This is a genomic window from Nocardia sp. NPDC004168 (assembly GCF_040610355.1).
Taxonomy (GTDB): domain Bacteria; phylum Actinomycetota; class Actinomycetes; order Mycobacteriales; family Mycobacteriaceae; genus Nocardia; species Nocardia sichangensis.
This window is the reverse complement of the sequence record NZ_JBEXME010000004.1, coordinates 386,061-410,160: the sequence shown is the minus strand read 5'-3', so window position 1 is coordinate 410,160 and position 24,100 is coordinate 386,061. Positions and strand designations below refer to the sequence as shown.

Annotated in this window: 23 protein-coding genes and 1 pseudogene; 11 read left to right on the top strand and 13 right to left on the bottom strand. The window is 69.1% G+C overall.

Going from position 1 to position 24,100, the window contains the following annotated elements; all coding sequences use genetic code 11:
• Positions 1–274: 274 nt before the first annotated feature.
• The 3 genes from ABZW96_RS11290 to ABZW96_RS11280 all read right to left on the bottom strand — a co-directional run bounded on the left by ABZW96_RS11290 (position 275) and on the right by ABZW96_RS11280 (position 3,697).
• Positions 275–1,318: a hypothetical protein gene (locus ABZW96_RS11290; protein ID WP_355073569.1), complete on the bottom strand. Its 1,044-nt coding sequence runs from the start codon at positions 1,316–1,318 to the stop codon at positions 275–277.
• A gap of 29 nt (positions 1,319–1,347) precedes the next feature.
• Complete coding sequence (locus tag ABZW96_RS11285; RefSeq protein ID WP_355073567.1) at positions 1,348–2,307, bottom strand: RNA polymerase sigma-70 factor; 960 nt, start codon at positions 2,305–2,307, stop codon at positions 1,348–1,350.
• Positions 2,308–2,497: 190 nt separating this feature from the next.
• Positions 2,498–3,697 carry an FAD-dependent oxidoreductase gene (locus ABZW96_RS11280; RefSeq protein WP_355073565.1) on the bottom strand — a complete coding sequence of 400 codons (1,200 nt, stop codon included), beginning with the start codon at positions 3,695–3,697 and terminating at the stop codon, positions 2,498–2,500.
• A gap of 222 nt (positions 3,698–3,919) precedes the next feature.
• Here ABZW96_RS11280 and ABZW96_RS11275 point away from each other — a divergent pair, with 222 nt between their 5' ends.
• Positions 3,920–4,378, top strand: a complete 459-nt coding sequence (locus ABZW96_RS11275; protein ID WP_355073563.1) for an excisionase family DNA-binding protein — start codon at positions 3,920–3,922, stop codon at positions 4,376–4,378.
• 2 nt (positions 4,379–4,380) lie between these two features.
• A pseudogene (locus tag ABZW96_RS11270) lies at positions 4,381–4,653 on the top strand (PIN domain-containing protein); the annotation flags it as partial.
• 306 nt (positions 4,654–4,959) lie between these two features.
• Here ABZW96_RS11270 and purE read toward each other — a convergent pair.
• Together purE and ABZW96_RS11260 are read right to left on the bottom strand one after the other, a co-directional pair.
• Positions 4,960–5,475 (bottom strand): 5-(carboxyamino)imidazole ribonucleotide mutase, encoded by a 516-nt coding sequence (gene purE, locus ABZW96_RS11265; protein WP_195045335.1) that lies wholly within the window; start codon positions 5,473–5,475, stop codon positions 4,960–4,962.
• Positions 5,468–6,640 (bottom strand): 5-(carboxyamino)imidazole ribonucleotide synthase, encoded by a 1,173-nt coding sequence (locus ABZW96_RS11260; RefSeq protein WP_355073771.1) that lies wholly within the window; start codon positions 6,638–6,640, stop codon positions 5,468–5,470. Before ABZW96_RS11260 ends, purE begins: the two co-directional genes overlap by 8 nt.
• 87 nt (positions 6,641–6,727) lie before the next feature.
• On the opposite strand from ABZW96_RS11260, the gene ABZW96_RS11255 reads away from it, so the two are divergent.
• Positions 6,728–7,267, top strand: a complete 540-nt coding sequence (locus ABZW96_RS11255) for a GtrA family protein (protein WP_355073560.1) — start codon at positions 6,728–6,730, stop codon at positions 7,265–7,267.
• Position 7,268: 1 nt separating this feature from the next.
• Here the strand turns inward: ABZW96_RS11255 and ABZW96_RS11250 are convergent, their stop codons facing one another.
• From ABZW96_RS11250 to ABZW96_RS11240, 3 genes are read right to left on the bottom strand one after another with little or no spacing between them, the layout of a single operon-like run.
• Complete coding sequence (locus ABZW96_RS11250; RefSeq protein WP_355073558.1) at positions 7,269–8,570, bottom strand: HAMP domain-containing sensor histidine kinase; 1,302 nt, start codon at positions 8,568–8,570, stop codon at positions 7,269–7,271.
• 1 nt (position 8,571) lies between these two features.
• Positions 8,572–9,249 (bottom strand): response regulator transcription factor, encoded by a 678-nt coding sequence (locus ABZW96_RS11245; protein ID WP_040865082.1) that lies wholly within the window; start codon positions 9,247–9,249, stop codon positions 8,572–8,574.
• 17 nt (positions 9,250–9,266) lie between these two features.
• Positions 9,267–9,812: a PH domain-containing protein gene (locus ABZW96_RS11240; RefSeq protein ID WP_355073554.1), complete on the bottom strand. Its 546-nt coding sequence runs from the start codon at positions 9,810–9,812 to the stop codon at positions 9,267–9,269.
• A gap of 159 nt (positions 9,813–9,971) precedes the next feature.
• Between ABZW96_RS11240 and ABZW96_RS11235 the strand changes: the two genes are divergently transcribed.
• The gene (locus ABZW96_RS11235) at positions 9,972–10,925 is read left to right on the top strand and encodes an acyl-ACP desaturase (RefSeq protein ID WP_355073552.1); all 954 of its coding nucleotides are present in this window, start codon (positions 9,972–9,974) and stop codon (positions 10,923–10,925) included.
• Positions 10,926–10,943: 18 nt separating this feature from the next.
• Here the strand turns inward: ABZW96_RS11235 and ABZW96_RS11230 are convergent, their stop codons facing one another.
• A complete protein-coding gene (locus ABZW96_RS11230; RefSeq protein ID WP_355073550.1) occupies positions 10,944–11,747 on the bottom strand; it encodes a biotin--[acetyl-CoA-carboxylase] ligase in 804 nt (267 codons plus the stop codon).
• A 27-nt stretch (positions 11,748–11,774) separates the two neighbouring features.
• Entirely contained in the window at positions 11,775–11,963 is a 189-nt protein-coding gene (locus ABZW96_RS11225) for a hypothetical protein (RefSeq protein ID WP_355073548.1), read from the bottom strand.
• Between the two features lie 205 nt (positions 11,964–12,168).
• Here ABZW96_RS11225 and ABZW96_RS11220 point away from each other — a divergent pair, with 205 nt between their 5' ends.
• The 3 genes from ABZW96_RS11220 (at position 12,169) to ABZW96_RS11210 (ending at position 14,968) form a co-directional block, all read left to right on the top strand.
• The gene (locus ABZW96_RS11220; protein ID WP_355073546.1) at positions 12,169–13,809 is read left to right on the top strand and encodes an acyl-CoA carboxylase subunit beta; all 1,641 of its coding nucleotides are present in this window, start codon (positions 12,169–12,171) and stop codon (positions 13,807–13,809) included.
• 194 nt (positions 13,810–14,003) lie between these two features.
• Positions 14,004–14,339: an acyl-CoA carboxylase subunit epsilon gene (locus ABZW96_RS11215; RefSeq protein ID WP_355073544.1), complete on the top strand. Its 336-nt coding sequence runs from the start codon at positions 14,004–14,006 to the stop codon at positions 14,337–14,339.
• Entirely contained in the window at positions 14,336–14,968 is a 633-nt protein-coding gene (locus tag ABZW96_RS11210) for a Maf family nucleotide pyrophosphatase (RefSeq protein WP_355073542.1), read from the top strand. The genes ABZW96_RS11215 and ABZW96_RS11210 overlap by 4 nt, the downstream gene beginning before the upstream one ends.
• Here ABZW96_RS11210 and ABZW96_RS11205 read toward each other — a convergent pair.
• Entirely contained in the window at positions 14,897–15,670 is a 774-nt protein-coding gene (locus ABZW96_RS11205; protein WP_355073540.1) for a transcriptional regulator, read from the bottom strand. The genes ABZW96_RS11210 and ABZW96_RS11205 overlap by 72 nt on opposite strands.
• A 169-nt stretch (positions 15,671–15,839) precedes the next feature.
• On the opposite strand from ABZW96_RS11205, the gene ABZW96_RS11200 reads away from it, so the two are divergent.
• The 3 genes from ABZW96_RS11200 (at position 15,840) to ABZW96_RS11190 (ending at position 19,831) form a co-directional block, all read left to right on the top strand.
• A complete protein-coding gene (locus ABZW96_RS11200; RefSeq protein WP_355073538.1) occupies positions 15,840–16,757 on the top strand; it encodes a sulfurtransferase in 918 nt (305 codons plus the stop codon).
• Between the two features lie 197 nt (positions 16,758–16,954).
• Positions 16,955–18,760 (top strand): acetyl/propionyl/methylcrotonyl-CoA carboxylase subunit alpha, encoded by a 1,806-nt coding sequence (locus tag ABZW96_RS11195; protein WP_355073536.1) that lies wholly within the window; start codon positions 16,955–16,957, stop codon positions 18,758–18,760.
• A 132-nt stretch (positions 18,761–18,892) separates the two neighbouring features.
• Positions 18,893–19,831 (top strand): patatin family protein, encoded by a 939-nt coding sequence (locus ABZW96_RS11190; RefSeq protein WP_355073534.1) that lies wholly within the window; start codon positions 18,893–18,895, stop codon positions 19,829–19,831.
• 178 nt (positions 19,832–20,009) lie between these two features.
• Here the strand turns inward: ABZW96_RS11190 and ABZW96_RS11185 are convergent, their stop codons facing one another.
• Both ABZW96_RS11185 and ABZW96_RS11180 read right to left on the bottom strand, forming a co-directional pair.
• A complete protein-coding gene (locus ABZW96_RS11185) occupies positions 20,010–21,974 on the bottom strand; it encodes a protein kinase (protein WP_355073532.1) in 1,965 nt (654 codons plus the stop codon).
• A gap of 169 nt (positions 21,975–22,143) precedes the next feature.
• On the bottom strand, positions 22,144–23,559 hold the full coding sequence (locus ABZW96_RS11180; RefSeq protein ID WP_355073530.1) for a serine/threonine-protein kinase: 1,416 nt from the start codon (positions 23,557–23,559) through the stop codon (positions 22,144–22,146).
• Between the two features lie 183 nt (positions 23,560–23,742).
• Here ABZW96_RS11180 and ABZW96_RS11175 point away from each other — a divergent pair, with 183 nt between their 5' ends.
• Positions 23,743–24,087: a hypothetical protein gene (locus tag ABZW96_RS11175; RefSeq protein ID WP_355073528.1), complete on the top strand. Its 345-nt coding sequence runs from the start codon at positions 23,743–23,745 to the stop codon at positions 24,085–24,087.
• Positions 24,088–24,100: the final 13 nt, after the last annotated feature.

Here is a 24,100-nt window from a genome sequence, read left to right as displayed (position 1 = left end):
CACCGGAAGCTTTCGCGGTCCGCCGCCGTATCACCAGGTCGACGGGGCTCGACCGCAGTTGCCGCGGCTCGGCGAGACCGACCGTGCTCCCAACCGGCGTTGCCGCGATCGTCGCGGTGACCAGGGCGTGCGACGCGCGTTGCCGCAACGCTGCCGTGCTGGATTCCCGGCCGATCGCGTCGCCGGGCTGCCCCTGCTGGGTGCGCTGGGTGCGAACACCCTGTTCGTCCGCGCACAGCCCGATCAGCGTGCGGAAGCATGCCCCTTCATCCGGTCAGCTGCCGAGGGTCGCCGACATGTCGGCCGGTGTTGCGGTACCCCGAAGTCCCGCCGCGCCGGTGCCGGCACGGCGTGCGCGCAGCCCGCTGACCAGGCACAGCGTGACGCCGAGCGCGAGCCAGGCCAGCAGGACGAGGACGGCGTGGGTGGCCCCTCGACCGTCGAAGAAGGCAGTGGATCGCAGCAACCGGCCACCGGCACCGGGCGGCAGCAGCTGGCCGAGCGCGCCGGACCAGCCGGGCAGCATTTCGGGTGCGGTCGCGGTACCCGAGAGCGGGTTACCGATGAGCATCATGAGCACGGCGCCGATTCCGATCCCGGCGTATCCGAGCAGCGCCTCCAGCCCGAGGACGGCCGCAGCGGTGGCCGCGATGGACAAAGCGACGGCGCCGGAGTTGGCGAGGTAGGAGCCGCTGAGCGAGCCGAGCCAGAACTGCAGGATCGCGGCGACGGCCAGGCCGCCGGTGACCGCGAAGGCGAGCGCTCCGGTGAGCCGACGGGCGGTGCCGCGCACGAGCCGGGTCAGCAGGACCGCGGCCAGCAGACCGCCCATGACCAGAGGCAGGGCGCCTGCCGACAAGCCAGCGCCGCGCGGGTCGTCGGCGGGCAGGGCGGCGAGGTCGCGGGCCGCCGTGCCGGGCTTGCCCTCCTGCGCGAGGCCGCTCGCGATGCCCTGCAAGGTCTGGGCGACCGCGGTGCTCGCGGCGGAGGCGACGATGACCTCGGGAGCACCGGAGCCGACGGCGATCGCCCCGTACACCCGCCGGTCGCGAATCAGCGTTTCCGCGGCCGCGGTGTCGGGGACCTCGGTGGTCTCGAAGCCGCCCGGCAGCCGTTGCTCGAGTGCCGTGCGGACCTGGGCGACCGCGGTGGCCGGACCGGCGACGGCGATCGGCACATCGTGTACCGACGACCGCGCCGACGGCCAGGCGAAGGCGACGAGCAGCACGCTGACGATCGCCGTGAGCAGGGCAACCGCTGCGGCCACCGTCGGCCATCGCGACGGGAAAGTGTCGGCGAGCGGTGCCAGCGTGGTCATGTCTACTCCTCGAACGGTGGGGTCGGTGTTCATCGCAGGGTGAGCGGGGTCTGCGAATCGACGTGGGTCAGTTTCTGCGGGTTGCGCACGTAGTAGAGGCCGGTGATACGGGTGTCCTCGACGCGCATCGCGAGGACGCCGTCCAGTTCGCCGTCCATGCGCAGAGCCAGTGCGGGGCAGCCGTTGACCGTGGTCGATTCGACGGTGAGCGCGACATCGTGCTTGGTGAGGCCGCCGACGATGAAGCGCGCCACCTTTTCGGCGCCGAAGACCGGCCGTGGCGTGGCCTGTTTGATACCTCCGCCGTCGCTGATGGCGACGACGTCGGGGGCGAGCACGGCGAGCAGTCCTTGCACGTCGCGAGTCTCGAGCGCGCGCCGGAACGCCTCGGCAGCCGCCTCGGCCTGGCGCGCCGTGACCGAGCGGCGTGGACGGCGAGCTTCCACGTGGCGACGGGCGCGGTGGGCGATCTGGTGGACGGCGGCGGGCGTCTTGTCGACCGCGGCCGCGATCTCGTCGTAGCCGAACCCGAAAGCTTCGCGCAGCACGAACACAGCCCGTTCGGTCGGGGTCAATGTCTCGAGCACGAGCATCAGCGCCATCGACACGCTTTCGGCGAGCTCGACGTCTGCGGCCACATCCGGTGTGGTGAGCAGCGGCTCCGGCAGCCAGGAGCCCACGTATGCCTCCCTGCGGCGCTTCACCGAGCGCAGCCGGTTGAGCGCTTGCCGGGTGGTGATCCGGACCAGGTAGGCGCGCGGCTCGGTGACGTGCGCCGCGTCGACGCCGACCCAGCGCAACCAGGTCTCCTGCAAGACGTCGTCGGCGTCGGCCACCGATCCCAGCATTTCGTAGGCGACGGTGAACAGCAGGTTGCGGTGGGCGAGGAACGTCTCGGTCGCCGTCGCGGCGGTGTGGTCGCCGCCGTCCCGGCCTTCTGCCTTCTGGTCGGTCCACCGTTTCTCATCGGCTCCACTGGCTGCTTCCATGAGGTCCTCTTCTGTTGCTCAGACATTCGATCCGACTCGCTGGATCGTCGATGCCCAGTCCGGCGCACACCGGACGATGCGCTCGCATCCGGCGATGCGCCGACGGCCGGGCGGGTGCGGCGGCGACGGCGAGAACAGCGCTGCCACACCCCGTGCGGGCGAAGTAGTCGACCGGAGACCACCGGCGCTGCTACACAGCCGGTTCGGCGGCGACCGGCGCGCCGCCGCGCTGCTCCCGCAGCAGCTGGGGCCGGTGCTTGCCGTCCTTGGGCCAGTGATGCGAGCCGGGCTTGCGCGCTTCGTTCACCAGGTGCTCGACACTGGCGGCGCAGGAGAATTCCTTCAACTTCTTGCCCGCGAGTCCACTGAAGTAGAGCGGCATCGCGGTGTCGTCCTTGTGGCCGAGCTGGAAGATTCCCGCGCCCCGGCCGAAACTGATGCACATCGCGGGGAAAGACAGGTCGATCGGCGCAGGCCTCTCACCCGCGATCCGGTTCAGCACCGTGTCGGCGGCATGGGCGCCCAGGCACCCCGCGGCATAGGCGCTCATCCGGAACGGCAGATCGGACGGCGCCGCCGAATCCCCGGCCGCGACGATGCGCTCGTCGTCGACGCTGGTCAACGTCTCGTCGGTGCGCAGCCGTCCCGTAGCGTCGGTGCTCAGTCCGCTGGTGACGGCCAGATCCGGCACACCGAACCCGGTGGCCCAGATGGTCACCCGACTCGCCAATGTGCGGCCGTCACCGAGTTCCACGGCATCCCGCGTCACCGCCGTGACCGCCGCATCAGGGCCTTCGAGCACGGTGATCCCCAACTTGGCGAGGTACTTGCGGGCAGTCCGCCGGGCCCTCGGGTGCAGGTACGGGCCGACCACGCCGCCGCACACCAACGTGACCGCGCGACCCTGCTCCGCCAGCTCCGCAGCGGTCTCGATGCCCGTCGGACCACCCCCGACGACCGTCACCGCCGCCGTCGTCGGCGTGTCGTAAAGCACCGACCGCAACCGCTGCGCCGCCTCCAAAGTGGCAATCGGATAAGCGAACTCGTCCACGCCCGGCACCCGCGAGCCCGCGCTGCCGCTACCCACCGCGTAGACCAGGTAGTCATAGCCGACCGTGCCCCCCTCGGCCAACGTCCCGCTGCGCCCGGCCGCGTCGATCCGTGTCACGCTGTCGACCACCAGCCGGACCCCCTCGGCCAGCACTTCGGTGTAGTCGACGACCGCATCGTGCGTCCCGCCCACCAGCTGATGCAGACGCAGCCGGGGAACGAACGCCGAGCGCGGATTGATCACGGTCACCGCGACGTCATCGCGCTGCGTCAGCCGGTTCGCCGCCATCACACCGGCATACCCGCCACCGATCACGACCACGTCGATCTTCTTGCTCATGGTGTCTCCTTCGCTCCGAGAGGCTCGAAAACAAGACACCGCAGCCCCGAACATTCCTGACACCATGTGACGTAGATCACTATTCAAGCGCCGCGGGGTGCGCACCAGCATCGCGGGGGCTGGCCGCGGATCCGCGGCACCGGCCAGCGACTCGGTTGCGATGCCGGGGAACGTTTCGAATATTTTGTTTAATTCGTATACTGCGGTTAGGAGGTGATCAGAGTGGCGAACATCCGAGACGCAAAGCGCGCCGAGCCAGGAGCGATCGATGCCGATGTCGCAGCTCGGGCCATGCGCCGGATCAAGGACTATCTGATGCGGCACCCCGGCGAGCAAACCATCCAGGTGGCCCCTGAGCATCCGGGCGATGACGCCTTGGTACTGCCCCGCCAGGCCGTGAGCATGTTGGCATTCATCCTGGCGCAGGCGGCCGAGGGACGTGGTGTCACCGTCGTGCCCTCGCATGCCGAACTCACTACGCAGCAGGCGGCGGACATGCTGAACGTGTCGCGCCCCTACGTCGTGACGCTGTTGGAAACAGGCGAGATTCCCTTTCGCCGGGTCGGGCGGCACCGTCGGATCCGATACGACGACTTGAAGCAGTACCAGCGGCGAACCGAGGCCAAGAGCAGAGCCGCGATGGATGAATTGGCGGAACTCGGCCGAGATCTCGGCATCTGACCATGGCTTTCGTTGTCGTCTACGACGCCAATGTGCTGTATGGCAACACACTGCGGGATCTACTGATCCGCCTTGCGCGATCGGGTGCCGTGCAGGCGAAGTGGACTGATCGCATCCTGGACGAGGCGCTGAACAACCTAGCTGCGAAACGGCCGGACATTCCGGCGGACCGGCTGACCCGACTGCGCACATTGATAAACGATGCCGTGCCGGATTGCCGCATCTACGGATACGAACCACTGATCGACGCGGTGAAGCTCCACGACCCAGATGATCGGCATGTCCTCGCAGCCGCCATCGCTGCTCGGGCACAAGTCATCGTGACTTCCAACCTGGCGGACTTTCCGGATGACGCGCTGGAACCCTGGCACATCGAGGCGAAAAGTCCCGATGATTTCGTGCTCGACCAGATCGATCTGGACGACCGTGTGGTCTGGGCGTGCATCCAGCAGATCGCCGATTCACGCACCAACCCACCGGAGACCACTGAAGACGTGCTGGACGTCCTTGGAGAACGCCGGATTGGTGGAAGCGGTCGCAAGTTTGCGTGCAGGCAGGCGCGACCGCTGACCGTGCGCCGCTCAGCCCAGAAGTTTGGTGCGCAGCGCGTCGTCCTTTTCCAGCACCATCTGCTCGAGCCCGGCCTGGAACTGTTCCATGCGGGTGCGCAGGGACGGGTCGTGGGCGGCGAGGATGCGGGCGGCGAGCAGGCCCGCGTTGCGGGCGCCGCCGATGGAGACGGTGGCGACCGGCACGCCGGCGGGCATCTGGACGATGGACAGCAGCGAGTCCATGCCGTCGAGGTATTTGAGCGGCACCGGCACGCCGATCACCGGCAGCGGAGTGGCCGAGGCGACCATGCCGGGCAGGTGGGCAGCGCCGCCCGCGCCGGCGATGATGACCTTCAACCCGCGCCCCGCCGCGGAACGCGCGTAGTCGAGCATGCGCTGCGGCGTGCGGTGCGCCGAGACGACGCCCACCTCGAAACGGATCCCGAATTCGGCCAGCGCCTCCGCGGCGGCCTCCATCGTCGGCCAGTCCGAGTCGCTGCCCATGATCAGGCCGACCGCGGGGGCGATGGCCAGTTCCTCACTCATGCGGATCCCATCCGTCGGTCCAGATCGCGTGCGACATCCAGTGCGCCGCCCGCTCGGCCTTCTCCCTGACCTCGGCCACGTCGTCGCCGAGGATGTTGACGTGCCCGATCTTGCGGTCGGGACGCTCGCCCTTGCCGTACAGGTGCACCTTCGCCTCAGGGATCCTGGCGAACAGGTGGTGCAGCCGCTCGTCCATCGACATCGCCGGGGCCTGCGGCGCGCCGAGAATGTTCGCCATCACGGTCACCGGAGCCAGCGGCGCGGTGTCGCCGAGCGGGTAGTCGAGCACGGCGCGCAAATGCTGCTCGAACTGCCCGGTGCGGGCGCCGTCCATGCCCCAGTGCCCGGAGTTGTGCGGGCGCATGGCCAGCTCGTTCACCAGCAGCTCGCCGTCAGTGGTCTCGAACAGCTCCACCGCCATGACGCCGACGACGCCGAGTTCCTTGGCGAGATTCAGCGCCATCGTCTCCGCCGCGGCCGCCGTGTCCTCCGGCAACTCGGGCGCGGGCGCGATGACGACCGCGCACTGTCCCTTCCGCTGCACCGTCTCCACTACCGGCCAGGTCGCCGCCTGCCCGAACGGCGAACGGGCCACCATCGCCGACAGCTCCCGTTTCAGGTCGATCTTCGCCTCCGCCAGCAACTGGACGCCGCGGGCGAGCTGGTCGGCGACGATCGCCGCGGCCGCGTCGGCGGACTCCGGCATCCAGACGCCACGCCCGTCGTAGCCGCCGCGTACCGCTTTCAGCACGATCCGCCAGCCGTGCTCGTCGCCGAAGCGCACCGCGTCCTCGACCGAGGTCACCGGCGTGAACGCGGGCACGGGCAGCCCCAGCGCGCTCAGCTTGGTGCGCATCGCCAACTTGTCCTGCGCGTAGACCAGCGCCCGCGGCGGCGGCTGCACGTTGACGCCCTCGGCGACCAGCGCCTCCAGGTGCTCGGTCGGCACGTGCTCGTGGTCGAAGGTCAGCGCGTGCGAGCCGACCGCCGCTTTGCGCAGTGCGGTCAGGTCGGTATGGCTGCCGAGCACCACCTCGGGGCTGACCTGGGCGGCCGGGTCCTCGGGGTTCTCGGCGAGCACGCGCAGCCGCTGGCCCAGCGCGATCGCCGCCTGGTGGGTCATGCGCGCCAACTGGCCGCCGCCGATCATGGTGACGGTGGGCATGGCCGAAGGATCGAAGGAACGTGCGCTCACGTCGGACAATATTGTCATGTCCGGCGCAAATGACAGCTACCGGTACACTCCGGTCTTGTGTCATTCGTCGACGACGTGGTCAGCGTCCTCCCCAAGCCGCTGCAAGATATCGCGTACCGGCAGCGGGAATTGATCAAGTTCGCGATCGTCGGCGCGACCACGTTCGTGATCGACAGCGGCATCTTCTACATACTCAAGTGGACGGTGCTCGCGGAGAAACCGGTCACGGCCAAGATCATTTCCGGCGTCATCGCCGTGATCGCTTCCTACATCCTGAACCGGGAATGGTCGTTCAAGAATCGCGGCGGGCGGGAACGTCATCACGAAGCGCTGCTGTTCTTCGCCGTCAGCGGCGTCGGCGTCGTCCTCGCCTTCACCCCGCTGTGGATTTCCAGCTACGTCTTCGACCTGCGCCAGCCCAACGTGAGCTTCACGGTCGAGAACGTCGCCGACTTCATCAGCGCGTTCATCATCGGCAATCTGCTGCAGATGGCGTTCCGTTTCTGGTCGATGCGCCGCTGGGTCTTCCCCGACGAAATGAGCGAACTCGAAGCGGAATTCGTCGACCTCGTGGAAGAGGAACTCGGCCGCGGCTGAGTCACCTCGGCTCGGGCACCACCGAGTTGGCCGGACGGGCCTTCGACCCGAGGAACACCGCGAACAGCGCGGGCCTGCGCCGCTGTAATTCCAGCCGTCCGCCGTCGGCCTCGACCAGCGCCCGCGCGAGCGCCAGCCCGACACCGGTGGAACCGCCCGCGGAGAAACCGCGGTCGAAGATGTGCGGCGCCAGCTCGTCGCGCACTCCATGGCCCTCGTCGGCCACCTCGACACACACCAGCGGCTCGCGATCGGCTCCCGGCCGCACCGAGCGCACCGACACCGTGCAGGTCCCGCCGCCGTGCATGAGCGCGTTGTCCACCAGCACCGTCACCGCCTCACGCAACCGCGAACCCGTGATCGGGGCGCGCAACGACTCGTCGCCGGTGAGCGTCAGCGACCGTCCCGCCTCGGTGAACGGGTGTTTCCATTCGGCGACGACACCGCGCAGTTCGTCCATCACGGGCACCGGATCGCGGTCGGCCGCGTCCTCGTCGCGGGAGGCGCGGACCAGGTCGTCGATCGCATCGGTGAGCCGATCGACCTGAGCCATCGCTTCCTCGGCCTCGTGCACCACCTCCGGGTCGGCATGCGCGGACAACTCGTCCAGGCGCAACCGCACGGCGGTCAGCCTGCTGCGCAGCTGATGCGAGACGTCCGCCACCAGGGCGTGTTCGCGCTGGAGTCGTCCGGCGATCTCCACCGTCGCCGAGTCGAGCACGTCGGATACGCGATCCAGTTCCGCGATGCCGTGCCTGCGCGGATCGGGCCGGAAATCCCCCATCGCCAGCCGGGCCGCGCGCGCCGCCACGTCCCGCAGCGGATCGGCCACCCGCCGGGCGGTGACCACCGCGACCGAGACCGCCGCGCCGAGCGAGGCGAGCACCGCCAGCGCGACCACCGCGACCGCCTGGCGCTGCATGGCGTGCATCGGCGCGGACGGCACCTCCAGGCGCAGCGAAGCGGACTTGCCCATCGAGAGCGACTCGACCAGCGGGTCGGACACGTCGGCCACCCCCACGTCGCGGCGGACGGCGTTGTCCCGCTGCGACGGGTAGACGATGGTGAGCCTGCCGTTCTCCGGCACCAACGGCGCCACCGACCGGATGTCCAGCTCGCCGGACACCGTGCCGTCGCGTTCCTGCGCGATGATCTCCGTCGCGATCCGGTCCAGCCGGTTCTGCAGGTCGTTGCGCGTGATGTCCTCCACCCACAACCACGCCGTGTAGATCAGCGGCACGCCGAGCACCACCGTGGTGAGGGTCAGCACGGTGAGCATGGAACGCAAGATCCGGCGGCGCACGTCAGTCGGTGTTCAGCCGGAATCCGACACCGCGGACGGTGACGATGCGCCGCTCGGCCATGGGGCCCTCGTCCCCGATCTTGCGGCGCAGCCAGGACATGTGCATGTCCAACGTCTTGGAACCGCGCAACTCCGCGTCGCCCCACACCTCGCGCAGGATGGTCTCGCGCGCCACCACCTGACCGGCCCGGTCGATCAGCACCTTGAGCAGCTCGTATTCCTTGTTGGCCAAACCGATTTCGACGCCGTTGACCAGTACGCGCCGGGCGGCCGGCTCCAGGCGGATGCCGCCCACCTCGACCGTGTCGTCGCCGATTCCGCTGCGCCGCAACAGCGCTCGCACCCGGGCGAGCAACTCGGCGAGCCGGAACGGCTTGCCGACGTAGTCGTCGGCGCCCGCGTCCAGCCCCACCACGAAATCCACCTCGTCGGTGCGCGCGGTGAGCATCAGCACGGCCAGATCCGCGCCGCGGGCGCGCACCTGACGGCAGACCTCCAGCCCGTCCATGCCGGGTAGGCCGAGATCGAGAATGAGCAGGTCGTGCCCGCCTTCCAGAGCCCGCTGCAGCACGGCGGGGCCGAAACTCTCGACAGTCACCGAGTAGCCCTCGCGGCCGAGCGCGCGCGACAACGGGGCCGCGATGGCATCGTCGTCCTCGGCCAGCAGTACAGCGGTCATACGCCCAGGTTACGGGCTCACCGGTAGCTGCGGCGGTCGTCCCAGCGCTCGTCACGCCCGTCCCGATGGCGTTCGACCTCGAACACTTGGTGGTAGAGCAGCGAATGCACCTGCTGGACCGCGGGGATGTCGTCGTATTCCAGCGGCTCCGAGGAGGACGACTCGATGATCAACGTCCCGGTGCCGAGCAACCGATCGAACAGCCCATGCCGGAACTGCACGCTGGAGATCCGGCTCATCGGGATGTCGATGCCGCTGTGGGTGATGACGCCCTGACGCACCAGCACCCGCCGGTCGGTGACGATGAAATGCGTCGACTTCCAGCTGATAACCGGTACGGCGCAACGCCATAGCAGAATCGCCACATACACCACGAGCACCGTGATGAGCAGCGCCGAGGCGGTGGTGCCCGTGGCCTTCTGCGAAATGAGTCCCCCTGTGAAACCCGCGAGAGCGGTGGCGACGATCAGCGTCACGATCGGCCAGAAGAGCATCTTCCAATGCGGGTGGCGATGCAGCAGCAACCGTTCGTCGGGCGCCAGCACATCCTCGGGATAACCCATGTAGGAACAGTACCGCGTCAAGATGCCCGAACGGCTGACACCGCAGCGCGTCATGCTGCACAATCGGCACCCTGCGTGTGACTATTTCCGCGCAGTGGCTCTCTGTATCGCGCAACGCCCGGCTCACCATCATCGCCGATTCCGACCGTGGAGGAACGCGTGACCAAAGACCTGACCCCGCTGCAGATCCTGGCCGAACTCGAACCCGTCGCCGAAGAGAACCTGAATCGGCACCTGTCCATGGCGAAAGACTGGAACCCGCACGATTATGTGCCGTGGAGCCAGGGCCGCAACTTCGCCGCCCTTGGCGGCGTGGATTGGCAACCGGAGCAATCGCACCTCAGTGAGGTCGCCCGGGTCGCGATGATCACCAACCTGCTCACCGAGGACAACCTGCCCTCCTACCACCGGGAGATCGCGCAGAACTTCTCCGAGGACGGACCGTGGGGCACCTGGGTCGACCGCTGGACCGCCGAGGAGAACCGCCACGGCATCGCCATGCGGGACTACCTGGTCGTCACCCGCGCCGTCGATCCGGTCGCCCTGGAGGAGGCCCGGATGATCCACATGAGCAACGGGGTCCGATCGCCGGACGGGTGGGGCGGGTTCCTGGCGAGCGTCGCCTACGTCACCTTCCAGGAACTGGCCACCCGTGTGTCGCATCGCAACACCGGCAAGGCATGCAACGACGCCGTCGCCGATCGCCTGCTCCAGCGCATCGCCGCCGACGAGAACCTGCACATGATCTTCTATCGCTCCCTGTGCGGCGCGGCGCTGGACCTGGTGCCCGACCAGGCGCTGCCCGCGATCACCAGGATCATCACGAACTTCCTGATGCCAGGCGCCGGGATGCCCAACTTCCGCCGCTACGGCGTGCTGATGGCCAAGCACGGCATCTACGACCTGCGCCAGCACCTGGAAGAGGTCATCGAGCCGGTGCTCAAACAGTGGAACGTCTTCGACCGCTCGGACTTCGGGCCGCGCGGCGAGCAGGCGCGCGACGAACTGGGCACGTTCGTGGAGCAGCTGGCCAAAGACGTGATCAAGTTCGAGGAGCAGCGCGATCGCGCACTCGCCCGGGACGCCGCGCGCGACGTCGCCCAGCACGTCTGAGGCCGCCCGGAGAGGCGGTCAGTACTGGGCGCGCAGATGCGTGACATCGCCCGCGGACACCGCTTCGCCACCGATGAGCAGGCGGCCGTAGTCGTCGACGCCCTCGGCGATGCCGGTGAGCTGTCGGCCGCCGGGTAGTTCGGCGCGGACCTCCGTGCCGATGGTGGCGCACCGCTCGCGGTAGGCGGCGGCCAGTTCGTCGGTCGCCCAATCCGCGTCGCGCCACGCGGTGAAGCGACGGGCGAACTCGGTCAACAGCGACCGCACGAGCACCGTGCGGTCGGTCTGCCGCGCACCCGCGATGGTCAGCGACGTGGCGTGCGGCACCGGCAGTTCCTCTTCGGTCAGGCTCACGTTGAGCCCGAGCCCGATCACGACGGCGGGCGCGCCGCCCCCGCTCGCCGCGACCTCGGCCAGGATGCCCGCGACCTTGCGTCCGTCGATCAGCACGTCGTTGGGCCACTTGAGTTCCGCGGCGACGCCCGCCGTGGTCCGCAGCGCGTCGACCACGGCGACGCCGGTGAGCAGCGCCAGCCAGGCGAGCGAGGCGGGGCCGATCCCGGGCAGACGCACCAGCACCGACATCGCCAGTTGCGCCCGGGGCGGGCTGACCCAGGTCCTCGCGTGCCTGCCACGGCCCTGCACTTGGGTTTCCGCCAGCAGAACGACGTGGTCGGCGTCCGGATCGGCCGCCAGCGCGATCAGATCCGCGTTCGTGGACCCGGTCGACTCGACCACGTCGATCCGCGAGAAGAACGACAGTTCCGGCGAGTCGACGGCACTGCGCCGCAACTGCTCTGCATCCAACGGTGGCCTCTGCACACCGGCAGGCTACTCGCCGCGCGGGCGCTACCCGGCCAGGTCGTACCAGGAGACGAGCGGGTCGCGCGCCGCCATGCCCGCGCGGTCGTTCTCCGGCTCGCCCTCGGTGGTCTCGGTCCAGCACTCGGGCTCGCCGTACTTCGGAGCCGTCTCCGTGTTCCGTGTCCACGCCGCGGCGGCAGCGTATTCGGCGAAAGTCCTACCCCATTCCCACATGACGCGCTCCTCCCCTGAGCCGAAAATGTTTCGCCCTCAGGCTATCCGGACCCGACCGGTGGGCGATACTCATTTTCCGCCTCCCCAACGTCGCTACCGACCAGGAAGTTTGCGTCCGAAAATTGATCTAGCTGCGGTTTTCTACTCGCCGGTAGCCCCCGTCTGGGTTAGAGAGACGCACTGGTACTGGTTACACTCCGATGCCATGACGAGTGTCCAGCAGCAGCCCGCATCAGGTCCCGCGGGTTCCCCCGATATCCACACCACCGCCGGGAAGCTGGCTGACCTGCGGAATCGGCTGGAAGAGGCGAAGCACCCGATGGGTGAGGCCGCGGTCGACAAGGTGCACGCGAAGGGCAAGATGACCGCCCGCGAGCGCATCCTCGCCCTGCTGGACGAAGGCTCCTTCGTCGAACTCGACGCCCTGGCCCGCCACCGCAGCGTGAACTTCGGCCTGGAGCACAACCGCCCGCTCGGCGACGGCGTGGTGACCGGTTACGGCACCATCGACGGCCGCGACGTGTGCATCTTCAGCCAGGACGTCACGGTGTTCGGCGGCAGCCTCGGCGAGGTCTACGGCGAGAAGATCGTCAAGGTGATGGATCTGGCCCTGAAGACCGGCCGCCCCCTGATCGGCATCAACGAGGGCGCCGGCGCGCGCATCCAGGAGGGCGTGGTCTCGCTCGGTCTCTACGGCGAGATCTTCCACCGCAACATCCAGGCCTCCGGCGTGATCCCGCAGATCTCGCTGATCATGGGCCCGGCCGCCGGTGGCCACGTGTACTCCCCCGCGCTGACCGACTTCGTCGTGATGGTCGACGGCACCAGCCAGATGTTCGTCACCGGCCCGGACGTCATCAAGACCGTCACGGGCGAGGACGTCACCATGGAGGACCTGGGCGGCGCGCACACGCACATGACCAAGTCCGGTGTGGCGCACTACGTCGCCTCCGGCGAGCAAGACGCCCTGGACTACGTCAAGGACCTGCTGTCCTACCTGCCGAGCAACAACCGGGCCGAGGCGCCGCGCTTCCCGGCCACCGACCCGATCGACGGCGCGATCGAGGACTCGCTCACCGACGAGGATCTCGAGCTGGACACGATCATCCCGGACTCGCCGAACCAGCCCTACGACATGCACGACGTGATCCGTCGCCTGCTCGACGACGACGAGTTCCTCGAGGTGCAGGCCGAGCGCGCGATGAACATCATCGTCGGCTTCGGCCGGATCGACGGCCGCAGCGTCGGCATCGTGGCCAACCAGCCCACCCAGTTCGCGGGCTGCCTGGACATCGACGCCTCGGAGAAGGCCGCGCGCTTCGTGCGCACCTGCGACGCGTTCAACATCCCGATCATCACCCTGGTCGACGTGCCCGGCTTCCTGCCCGGCACCGGGCAGGAGTACAACGGCATCATCCGGCGCGGCGCGAAGCTGCTCTACGCCTATGGTGAGGCCACTGTGGGCAAAATCACGATCATCACACGCAAGGCCTACGGCGGCGCCTACGACGTCATGGGTTCCAAGCACATGGGCGCCGATGTGAACCTCGCCTGGCCGACCGCCCAGATCGCCGTCATGGGCGCTTCGGGCGCCGTCGGCTTCGTCTACCGCAAGCAGCTCCAGCAGGCCGCCAAAGACGGCGGAGACGTCGATGCGCTGCGGCTCGAGCTCCAGAACGAGTACGAGGACACACTCGTGAACCCGTACGTCGCCGCCGAACGAGGCTACGTGGACGCGGTCATTCCGCCGTCGCACACCCGCGGCCAGATCGTCTCCGCGCTGCGACTGCTCGAACGCAAGATGGTCACCCTGCCGCCGAAGAAACACGGCAACATCCCGCTGTGATCGAGCGATACCCTCGATAGGCCGCGCACAAAGGGTGGGGCATCGGCCTCGGTAACACTTACGCTGGCGTGTACCGGCTTGTTGCAGAGAAGCAAAGAGTGCGTCCGAGGACGATTGCTTCATCCATAACTTGTCGGAAAACGGGAACAGCCTGATCAGTTCCGCTGATAAGGGCGAAGAGAGGACCTGGCACTGTGACGACCGTGGCAGAAGAAGATGTGTTGAGCGCCGTCGAACTGGATCTCACAGTCGACCCGATCGCAGACGAGGCCGGTGCGTCCACCGGTTCGACCGCGACAGCGCAATCCGCAGAGGCCACCCCGGAGCCGTTCTTCCGTGTCGTGAAGGGCTCGCCGACCGACGAGGAACTCGCCGCACTGGTGTGCGTCCTGTCCGCCGCCGCGAACAGCGCCGCGCCGGGCGGGCCCGCAGGCCCGCCCGACCTGTGGGGCCACCCGACGCTGATGCATCGCGGCGCTTCCCCGTTCTCCCCGTACTCCTTCCCACAGCTGTCCCACCTGCGCGGGTGACGCGGCTGATCCTGGCCTCCGCGTCCCCGGCCCGCCGGGAGGTGCTCCGCTCGGCGGGCATCGACCCGATCGTCCGGGTCTCCGCCGTGGACGAGGACGCGGTGGCCGCCGCCCTCCCCGAGGGCACCCCTCCGCAGGGGGTCGTGGTGGAGTTGGCGCGCGCCAAAGCGGCGGCCGTCGCCACCGCGGTTCCGGAGTTCGCCGCCGACTGCGTTGTGGTGGCCTGTGATTCCATGCTGCTCGTGGACGGCGAGTTGCAGGGCAAGCCGCACACCCCCGAGGTCGCCCGCGCGCGCTGGGGCGACATGGCCGGACGCAGCGCCGATCTCGTCACCGGGCACTGCGTGCTGCGGATGCGGGACGGTGGGATCATCGCCGAAGCGGTCGACTGCAGCAGCACCACCGTGCATTTCGCCAAGCCCGAGCCGGACGAGCTGGACGCCTACATCGCGACCGGCGAGCCGCTCCAGGTGGCGGGCGCGTTCACCCTCGACGGGCTCGGCGGCTGGTTCGTCGACCGCATCGATGGCGACCCGTCCAGCGTCATCGGCATCGGGCTACCACTGCTGCGCCGACTGCTTGGCGATGTTGGGATCGGCGTTACGCAGCTGTGGGGCCACACGGCCTGACGGCGTGGTGAACGCCTCGGCGTCACCGCCGGGCACCTTCGCGGTCTCCTGGGCCTCGGCGCGCTGCGCCGCGATGAGTTCCAGACGGGCCACGCACAGCTCCGGCTCCACGAACGGATGCATCCGCACATCGATGGTCCCCTGCGCGCCGCCCCGGCGGAGGACGTCTTCGAGCAGCCCGAGGTGCACGCCGCAGACCACTTCGGAATGCGTTCGCGCGAGTTCGCGCAGCGGACACGCGGTCATCCGGATCAGCACCTTCCCCTCGTTCTCCGGGGAAGAGTCGCGCTCGGGCGCGAAACCCAGTTCCGACATCAACGTCATCGTGAGATCCTTGGCGTCCTCCAGCGACTCGACCCGATGGTCACCGACGTCGAGTCTGCTGCCCCAGGCGCGGCCCGCCGCATTCGCCGCCTCCGCCCTGCGCCGGGGATCCGGGCCGAGCTGGTCGGCGAGCACCTGGGCGAGATCCTGGTAGCCCACCGATCGCTGCACCGCGCTGTATCCGATGCGCGGTCGCCCGCGGCCACGCGGCGGCTGCTGGAACTGCCGGACGAGGGATTCCCTGGTGAGCACGTCCAGATGGAACCGGACCGTGGTGACGTGCTGTCCGGTGATTCTGGCCAGTTCCTGGGCGTCGAGAGGCTCGCTGGCGCCACGTAGGATCGCGAGCAGTCGCCGCCGCGGCCAAGAATCGGACATAGCTCACCCCTCCTCCCGGGAGACTTTATCGGATGTAGGTGCCCTTTATTCGGCCCTCATCCGATTTGTGATCTGAAACGAGAGCCACTGTCGCCTCACACCTACCATCGCTGTGAGGCCTCGAACCGCTGCCACCACCGTCCACCCATGCGTGAAGGACCCAAACACCGTGCCCGTCGCTCCGGACCCTCATCCCTCGCTCGGTTCCTACGCACACCCACACCGACTAGTAACCACGGAGTGGCTGTCGGCAAACATAGGCGCGCGGGGACTCAAGATCATCGAGGCCAACGAGGACACGCTGCTCTACGACATCGGGCACGTTCCGGGCGCCACCAAACTGGATTGGCGAAGCGATCTGAACGATCCGGTCACGCGCGACTATATCGACGGAACGCGATTCACCGAACTGATGCGCGCGAAAGGTATAGATCGTGACGACACGGTTGTGATCTACGGGGATCGCGGGAACGCGCAGGCGGCGCACGCGGCATGGGTGTTCACCCTGTTCGGGCACGAGGACGTGCGCCTGCTCGACGGCGGCCGCGCGGCGTGGATCTCCGAAGGGCGCGACACGACCTTCGAACCCGACTACCCGGTGCGCAGCGGCTATCCGGCTGTGCGCAGAGACGACAGCACCCTCCGAGCCTTCCGCGAGGACGTGCTCGCCCACCTCGGCAAACCGGTGCTCGACGTGCGCTCGGCCGAGGAGTACTCCGGCGCGGATGTGCTCCAACCGGCCAACCCCGAGGACGCGGCATTGCGCGGCGGCCATATTCCCAGCGCGTCGAACATCCCGTGGTCCGAGGCGCTCACCGCCGACGGGCGTTTCCGCTCCCGCACCGAACTCGACGACGTCTACCGCGCGTTGGCAGGCGCGGACGAGGTGATCGTCTACAGTCGAGTCGGCGCGCGATCCGCTCACAGCTGGTTCGTCCTGACCTACCTGCTCGGGCGCCACGGCGTACGCAACTACGACGGGTCGTGGACCGAGTGGGGCAACTCGGTGCGCATGCCGATCGCCACGGGGGAAGAACCCGGCGAGGCGCCCGCGCGCGGCGGGTCGCGACGCACGCGGAGCAGGTAGGCGGGGCGCGGTCCCAAACACGGGACGCGTACGTTGTGATCCGCGACCTACTGTTCAGTAGGCCTAGCCGAGTTCGGCGACTGTTGGCAGACTGCCTACACTCGCCCGAGACGTAAGTTTGTCGATTATGGGAGCGGAGCCCGCACAGCGACCCCACCCCCGGCGAAGCGACCAGAAGAATGCACACAGGAGGCTCAGTGCCCAGCCATGCCAGCGCGCGGATCACAAAGGTACTCGTAGCTAACCGAGGCGAGATCGCCGTGCGCGTGATCCGGGCGGCCAAGGATGCCGGTATCGGCAGCGTCGCCGTCTACGCGGAGCCGGATGCCGATGCCCCGTTCGTCAAGCTCGCCGACGAGGCGTTCGCCCTGGGCGGGCAGACCTCGGCCGAGTCGTATCTCGTCTTCGACAAGATCCTCGACGCCGCCGCCAAGTCCGGCGCCGACGCCATCCACCCTGGCTACGGCTTCCTTTCCGAGAACGCCGACTTCGCCCAGGCCGTCATCGACGCCGGGCTGATCTGGATCGGCCCCTCCCCCCAGTCCATCCGCGACCTGGGCGACAAGGTCACCGCGCGGCACATTGCCGAGCGCGCGAAGGCGCCGATGGCCGCGGGCACCAAGGACCCGGTCAAAGACGCGAGCGAGGTCGTCGAATTCGCGAAGAAGTACGGCGTGCCGGTCGCCATCAAGGCGGCGTTCGGCGGCGGTGGCCGCGGCATGAAGGTCGCGCACACCATCGAGGAGATCCCGGAGCTGTACGACTCGGCCGTCCGTGAGGCGACCGCCGCCTTCGGTCGCGGCGAGTGCTTCGTCGAGCAGTACCTGGACAAGGCCCGCCACGTCGAGGCTCAGGTCATCGCCGACAAGCACGGCAACGTCATCGTCGCGGGCACCCGCGACTGCTCGCTGCAGCGGCGCTTCCAGAAGCTCGTCGAGGAGGCCCCCGCGCCGTTCCTGTCCGACGAAGTGCGCGCGAAGATCCACGCCTCGGCCAAGGCCATCTGCAAGGAAGCCGGCTACTACGGCGCGGGCACCGTCGAGTACCTGGTGCAGGGCGAGACGGTCTCCTTCCTCGAGGTGAACACCCGTCTGCAGGTCGAGCACCCGGTCACCGAGGAAACCGCGGGCCTCGACCTGGTGCGCCAGCAGTTCCGCATCGCCAACGGCGAGAAGCTGGAGATCACCGAGGACCCGACGCCGCGCGGCCACTCCTTCGAGTTCCGCATCAACGGCGAGGACGCGGGCCGCAACTTCCTGCCCGCCCCCGGCCCGGTCACCGTCTACAAGGAGCCCACCGGCCCCGGTGTCCGCGTCGACTCCGGCGTGGTCCAGGGCAGCGTGATCGGCGGGCAGTTCGACTCGATGCTGGCCAAGCTGATCGTCACCGGCGAGAACCGTACGCAGGCCCTGGAGCGGGCGCGGCGCGCGCTGGCCGAGTTCGAGGTCGATGGACTGGCCACGGTCATCCCGTTTCACCGGGCCATCGTCGAGGACCCGGCGTTCATCGGCGACGGCGAGAAGTTCGAGGTCTACACCAAGTGGATCGAAACCGAGTGGGTCAACACCATCGAGCCCTTCACCGGCGCGGGCGCCCCGGCCGACGAGGACGAGGAAGCGCCGCGGCAGAAGGTCGTCGTCGAGGTCGGCGGACGCCGGGTCGAGGTCTCGCTGCCGGGTAACTTCACCGTTGGCGCCGGAGCGGGCGGGGCAGCGGGCAACGGCGCGGGCGTGATCCGCAAGAAGCCCAAGCCGCGCAAGCGTGGCGGCGCGGGCGGCGGCGCGGCCTCCGGTGACGCGGTCACCGCTCCGATGCAGGGCACCGTCGTCAAGGTCGCCGTGGAAGAGGGCCAGTCGGTCGAGGCGGGCGATCTGATCGTGGTGCTCGAGGCCATGAAGATGGAGAACCCGGTCAACGCGCACAAGGCGGGTGTGGTCACCGGCCTTTCCGTCGAGGCGGGCGCGGCGATCACGCAGGGCACCGTTCTGGCGGAGATCAAGTAGTACCCGGCGCAGACCGGGAAACGGGCGGGCGCGGACCTGGAGGTTCGCGCCCGCTCCTTTGTTCACGCGGCGGTCCCTCCGTCGTCACGCCGCTGGACCGATACGCATACCGTGGTGTCGTATCGTGATCCGGTGACCAGCTCGACAAGTCTCTCTCCTGTCGCGGAAGTGATCCGCGCGCGTCGTGCCACGGGCGGCCGTGCCGACGGTCACCGCCTGGCGCTGGTGGTGGAGGGAGGCGGCAGCCGGGGCGTGTACTCCAGCGGCATGGTGTCCGCGCTGGAGGAACTCGGACTCGCCGGGATATTCGATGCCGTATACGGCACGTCGGCGGGCGCGATCAACGGCGCCTGGCTGTTGTGCGGGCGCGCGATCCCCGGCATGCGCTCGTGGACCGATCCTGCGATCATGCGCCGTGCCATCGACCCGGCTCGGCTGCTGCGCGGGCGCCCCGCGTTCGATCTGCGGTATCTCGTGCATCAGGTGTACGACGGCATCGAACCGATGGACTTCGAGGCGATCCTCGCCAACTCCACGACGTTCCATCCGATCGCCACCGATATCCGGACCGGGCAGGCGGTCGACCTGCATCCGCACATCACCGACAAGCGGACGCTCATGCGCGCGCTGCGCGCGTCGGCGGGCCTGCCCATTCTGGCCGGACCTCCGGTCGCCCTGGGCGGTTCGGCCTTCTTCGACGGAGGTCTCTCCGAGACCGTGCCGATCCGCACTGCGGTCCGAGCGGGCGCCACCCTCGCCTTGGTCCTGCGTACCCGGCGCGTGGACGAACGGCGCCCGGCCGCGTCGCGCCTGCACCAGCTCGTCGGCGGCGGTTATATGCGCGCGGTGGCCCCCGGCGCGTACCGGGCGTGGCTCGAACGCCCCCGCCAACAGGACATCGAGGATCGCGCGCTCGCCGAACTCGGCGACTCGGTACTGCAAATCCACCCGCCCCTCGGCTCTCCCGACATCGACAGCGCCGCTCGCGACACCACGCTGCTGGCCGCGGGCCTGCGAATCGGCCGCCAAGCCGTCCTCACCGCGCTGTCCGCCGTCCTCCCAGCCGCCTGAGCGGGCTCGCCGCTTCCCATCCACAGCGGGCAAGCCGAAGCATCGCGGACCCGCATACAGGTGGCCGAGCTCGACACCGCGCTCGCCGCGCCGTGCAGCGGAGTCACCCCGGTAGCGAGGTGTTCGGGCGGAGAGCATCCGTTTCCGGATCGGCACCGGCATCGCCGCGCGAAGACGTTCAGCCGAGGGCGACTCGGACGCCGTTGGACAGAACGAAGTCGTGAAGTTCCAAATGGTCGGGAGTGACCGTCGGCGGGAGGTCGAAGACGAGTTGGGTCGTGGCGGATTGCCCGGGGCGCAGCTCGAAGGAGTAGCCGAGGCGCCGTTGGGTGTTCTGCCACATGGTGGCGGTGGCGTTGTGGTCGAACGGCGTGTTCTGCGTGTCCAGCAGGCGCTGGCCCAGCGGCAGGAACCACTTCGATTCGTCGGAGATATTGCGGACGGCCAGCGTGACGATCAGAAACGAACCGGCGGCCGTCTGCAATCCGATGCGTGCCACGCCCGCGTCGACCTTCGTCACGACGAATTCGAATTTGCCGTCGCGAACGGGAGTGCCCATCGGCGCCACGGCAGCCGGATCGGTCATGGGGTCGTCGCGGGACGGTCCGGGTTGTTCCACCGCCACCGCCGCGGGCGGCAGAGTCGGTGCGGGCGTGCCGGAGTCGCCGGTTCTGGTTCCCGCCGCGATCAACGCGACGCAACCGGCCGCGAACGCGAACGGCGCGAGGAACACCACGATCAGCGCGCCGATCAGCTTCGACAGCAAGCTCCGCCGACGTCGGGGGATCGCGGCGCTCGGCCGCTGGGGAACCGACCGCCGACCCGGACGCGGGACCGCCGGGAAGACCTTGCGCGCCTGCGCCCGGTACGGCGGCGCGACCGGGCCGGGCTTCGGGGACAGCACGCGTGCTTGCAGGGCCAGCAATCTGCCCTGCCAACCTGGCTGTCCGCCTCCGGCGGCGTACGGCGCGTTTCGATACCCGCCTGCTGAATATGGCTGCCCCGCAGCGGGGTGACCAGGGACGGCCGACCGACCGGCATATCCCCGCACCGGCGGACCCGATTGCGGAACGTCCTTGCCCGGGGTGGGAATCGGCCCAGGGGTGACCGTGGACCAGTCGAGCCTGGTCGCCACGAGCGTCGGCGTCGGGCCTGGCTGGGGCATGACTTTGGTCGGGGTAGGCGTGCGCCGTGGCGGTGCACTCGGCGCTTCCGAAAAACGCTCTGCCGCAGAGGCTCCAGCTGACGGACGCGGCGAAACGTTCTCTTGCCCAGGGAGACCGCCGTCGCCACCAGCACGGGGCGCTGGCGGCGGCACGGCTCGCGAGTCGGGAACGCCGATCGCCGACCGCGCGGCTGCGGCGAATTCCCCGGCGGTCGCGAATCTTTCGTCCGGCTCCTTGGCCAGACCGCGGGCGATGACGGCATCCAGAGCGGCGGGGACAGCGGCGCACACCGAACCGGCTCGCGGGGGCGTCGCCATCAGATGGGCGTGCATCTGCTGTGCGGGGTCGGTGTCGCCGTAGGGCCGGGAGCCGGTCAGGCACTCGTAGAGCACGCAGGCCAGCGAGTAGACGTCGGCGCGTCCGTCCACCTTCCCGGTGAACCGCTCCGGAGCCATGTACGCCAGGGTGCCGATCGCCATGCCCGTGGTGGTCACGGCGGTCTGGCCGAGCCCGTGCGCGATGCCGAAGTCGATCAAGTAGGTGAAGCCGCTGGGGTGCACGACGACGTTCGACGGTTTGACGTCGCGGTGCACCAGCCCGCGCCGGTGCGCCACATCGAGCGCCGCGGCGACGTGGCCGATGACGCCGACCGCGACGGCCGGTGGCAGCGCTCCCTCGGCCAGCAGTTTGCCCGCCAGATCCGTGCCCTCGACGAACTGCATGTCGATGTAGAGCCGGCCGTCGATCTCGCCGAACCGGTGGATCCGGGGTACGTGCGGATCGCGCAGTTGCGCCACCGCTTCGGCTTCACGCTCGAATCGCTTGCGATATCCCGCGGCGGCGGCGAGTTCGGCAGGCAGGAGCTTCAACGCCACCCGCCGCGCGGCCACCGTGTCGTAGGCGAGCCACACTTGCCCCATACCGCCCTTGCCGAGCAGTCGCTCCAGCCGGTAGCCCCCGAATCGCACCTCCCCCATCGCGAACCTCCAGTCAGCGTTGACATCTGGCCGATCCGGCCTCCCCGCGGCGCGGAACGAAAATCAGCAGGTCACCGCGCGAATGCCGTAAGAATGGCCTTCTTCGGAGCGTAACCCCGCCCCGCGTCACACACCACTGTGGGCTCGACGACAGTCCGGCAACGGCCCCCTACTTGCCCGGTTTGGGCTTGTCCCTGCCATGTCCCTGGTTCGCGTGATCCGGCTTGCCCCGGTCGTGCTTGTCGCCGGAATCCTGTTGCCCGGGTCCGTTCGAGTCGTCGGCGTTCCGCACGGCGACACCGCCGGAGGCGGGCGACGCGGGAAGCCAGCTGGGGCGGCCCGCCGACGGAGTACAGGTGAGCACCAGGCCGTCCACAACGACGCTGTGCACGTCGACCGCCGGATCGCACGGCTGGCCCGCGCCGGGCAGGACCACGATGGGCGCCGAGATCGGCGCAGGGGCGGCCGGGGCTTGCGACGGCGGGTTCGACGGTGTCCCGTGGTCCTGGTTCGACGACGGCAGCGGCGTTGTCGCCGGTCCCGCGTCGGCCACGTCCGGCCGTCCCAGCCACAACGCCCCGGCGACCGCCGCGGCGAGCGCCCCGAACGACGCCAGCGCCAGGCGCGGTCCGAGGGACGTACGCGCACCGGACGAGACACCGGTCGTGGGCGAGACACCGGTCCGGGGCGAGACGCCGGAGGTGGCCACCGCACGGAGCGGCGGCAGTACGACGGTCGGCACCGCGGAGGCGAGTTCGACCGTGTTCGCGTCCCGGCCGGTCAGCGCCACGTGCGCGGCCGAAGCCAGTTCCCCCGCACTGGACCAGCGCTGGTCCGGGTCCTTCGCCATGCCGCGCGCGATCACCGCGTCCAGTGCGGGCGGGAGGGCCGGATTCAGCGCCGATGCCGACGGCGGGGCTTGCATGAGGTGGGCGCGCAACAGGCGTGGCGGCTCGCCGTCGTCGAACGGCCGGTACCCGGTCAGGCACTCGAACAGCACACAGGCCAGCGAGTACTGATCCGAACGTGGGCCCGCAGCCCGGTCGAACCGCTCCGGCGCCATGTAGGCCAGCGTGCCCACCACGTTGCCGGTGGCGGTGAGCGCGGGCTGGTCGCTGCGGTGCGCGGTGCCGAAGTCGATCAGATAGACCGTGCCGCCGGGCGTCACCATGATGTTCGACGGCTTCACGTCGCGGTGCACCAGGCCGGCACGGTGCGCGATGTCGAGCGCGGCGGCCGTCTGCGCGACGATCTCGATCGCCCGCTCTGGGTCCAGTCGCCCCGAACGCCGCAGCAGCGCGGCCACGTCGCAGCCCTCGATGAACTCCATATCGATGTACAGGCGGCCGTCGAGCTCGCCGAACGAATGGATCGGCACCAGGTGCGGCCCGCGCACCTGGGTGGCTAGCCGAGCCTCCCTGGTGAACCGCTGCCGGAATTTCGGGTCCGCCGCGTACGCGGTGGGCAGCAGCTTCAACGCGACCACACGGTCGGTCGTGGTGTCGTGCGCAAGCCAGACCTCGCCCATGCCGCCGCTGCCCAGCAACCGATCGAGGCGGTAATGGCCGAACCATAGCTCGCCCATATCGATAGAACCTCCCGCTAGCCTCTTCCTCATGATCGAGCTACCCGAAATCCGGTTCGTTACCGCGAAACGCGCAAAAGCGACGTGGCGGCCATCCGATCATGTCGCAGCGAGGCCGTTCGGCGTCGCGGAATTCGGCGGAGTGCCCGCCGACGACTCGCGCGGCGGAACGGCCGAACGCTGATGGAGCCGATCGAAATCAACGCGGGCGCCTGGTATCTGCGCGCCCTGCGCGCCGACGACCGCATCGACGACCGCCCCGCCCTGGCCGCGGGCGGCATCACCGAACCGGACTACGTGGCCCGGCGCGGTGCGGGCTGGGCGGAGGAGACGCACTTCTCCTGGGCGGTCTGCGAACCGACCACAGCCGAGCTGGTCGCCGAAATCGGGGTGACGCCCGAGGCCGACGGCACCGCGAAGGTGAGCGGATGGGCGCGCCCCGGCTACGAGGCCGCTTTGGACGCCGGGCTGACGTCCGTTCAGCGCTTCGTCGAAGGCGGTCTGGGGTTGCGTCCGGTCAGGTCCTGACCGCTGCGCAGGC

Excerpts from the sequence above, each read along its gene's own strand:
- ABZW96_RS11205 (WP_355073540.1), bottom strand. The coding sequence starts at position 15,670 with ATGTCCGATTCTTGGCCGCGGCGGCGACTGCTCGCGATCCTACGTGGC.
- ABZW96_RS11180 (WP_355073530.1), bottom strand. The coding sequence starts at position 23,559 with ATGGGCGAGCTATGGTTCGGCCATTACCGCCTCGATCGGTTGCTGGGC.
- ABZW96_RS11285 (WP_355073567.1), bottom strand. The coding sequence starts at position 2,307 with ATGGAAGCAGCCAGTGGAGCCGATGAGAAACGGTGGACCGACCAGAAG.
- ABZW96_RS11220 (WP_355073546.1), top strand. The coding sequence starts at position 12,169 with ATGACGAGTGTCCAGCAGCAGCCCGCATCAGGTCCCGCGGGTTCCCCC.
- ABZW96_RS11245 (WP_040865082.1), bottom strand. The coding sequence starts at position 9,249 with ATGACCGCTGTACTGCTGGCCGAGGACGACGATGCCATCGCGGCCCCG.
- purE (WP_195045335.1), bottom strand. The coding sequence starts at position 5,475 with ATGAGTGAGGAACTGGCCATCGCCCCCGCGGTCGGCCTGATCATGGGC.
- ABZW96_RS11290 (WP_355073569.1), bottom strand. The coding sequence starts at position 1,318 with ATGACCACGCTGGCACCGCTCGCCGACACTTTCCCGTCGCGATGGCCG.
- ABZW96_RS11260 (WP_355073771.1), bottom strand. The coding sequence starts at position 6,640 with ATGCCCACCGTCACCATGATCGGCGGCGGCCAGTTGGCGCGCATGACC.
- ABZW96_RS11175 (WP_355073528.1), top strand. The coding sequence starts at position 23,743 with ATGGAGCCGATCGAAATCAACGCGGGCGCCTGGTATCTGCGCGCCCTG.
- ABZW96_RS11185 (WP_355073532.1), bottom strand. The coding sequence starts at position 21,974 with ATGGGGGAGGTGCGATTCGGGGGCTACCGGCTGGAGCGACTGCTCGGC.
- ABZW96_RS11225 (WP_355073548.1), bottom strand. The coding sequence starts at position 11,963 with ATGTGGGAATGGGGTAGGACTTTCGCCGAATACGCTGCCGCCGCGGCG.
- ABZW96_RS11240 (WP_355073554.1), bottom strand. The coding sequence starts at position 9,812 with ATGGGTTATCCCGAGGATGTGCTGGCGCCCGACGAACGGTTGCTGCTG.
- ABZW96_RS11280 (WP_355073565.1), bottom strand. The coding sequence starts at position 3,697 with ATGAGCAAGAAGATCGACGTGGTCGTGATCGGTGGCGGGTATGCCGGT.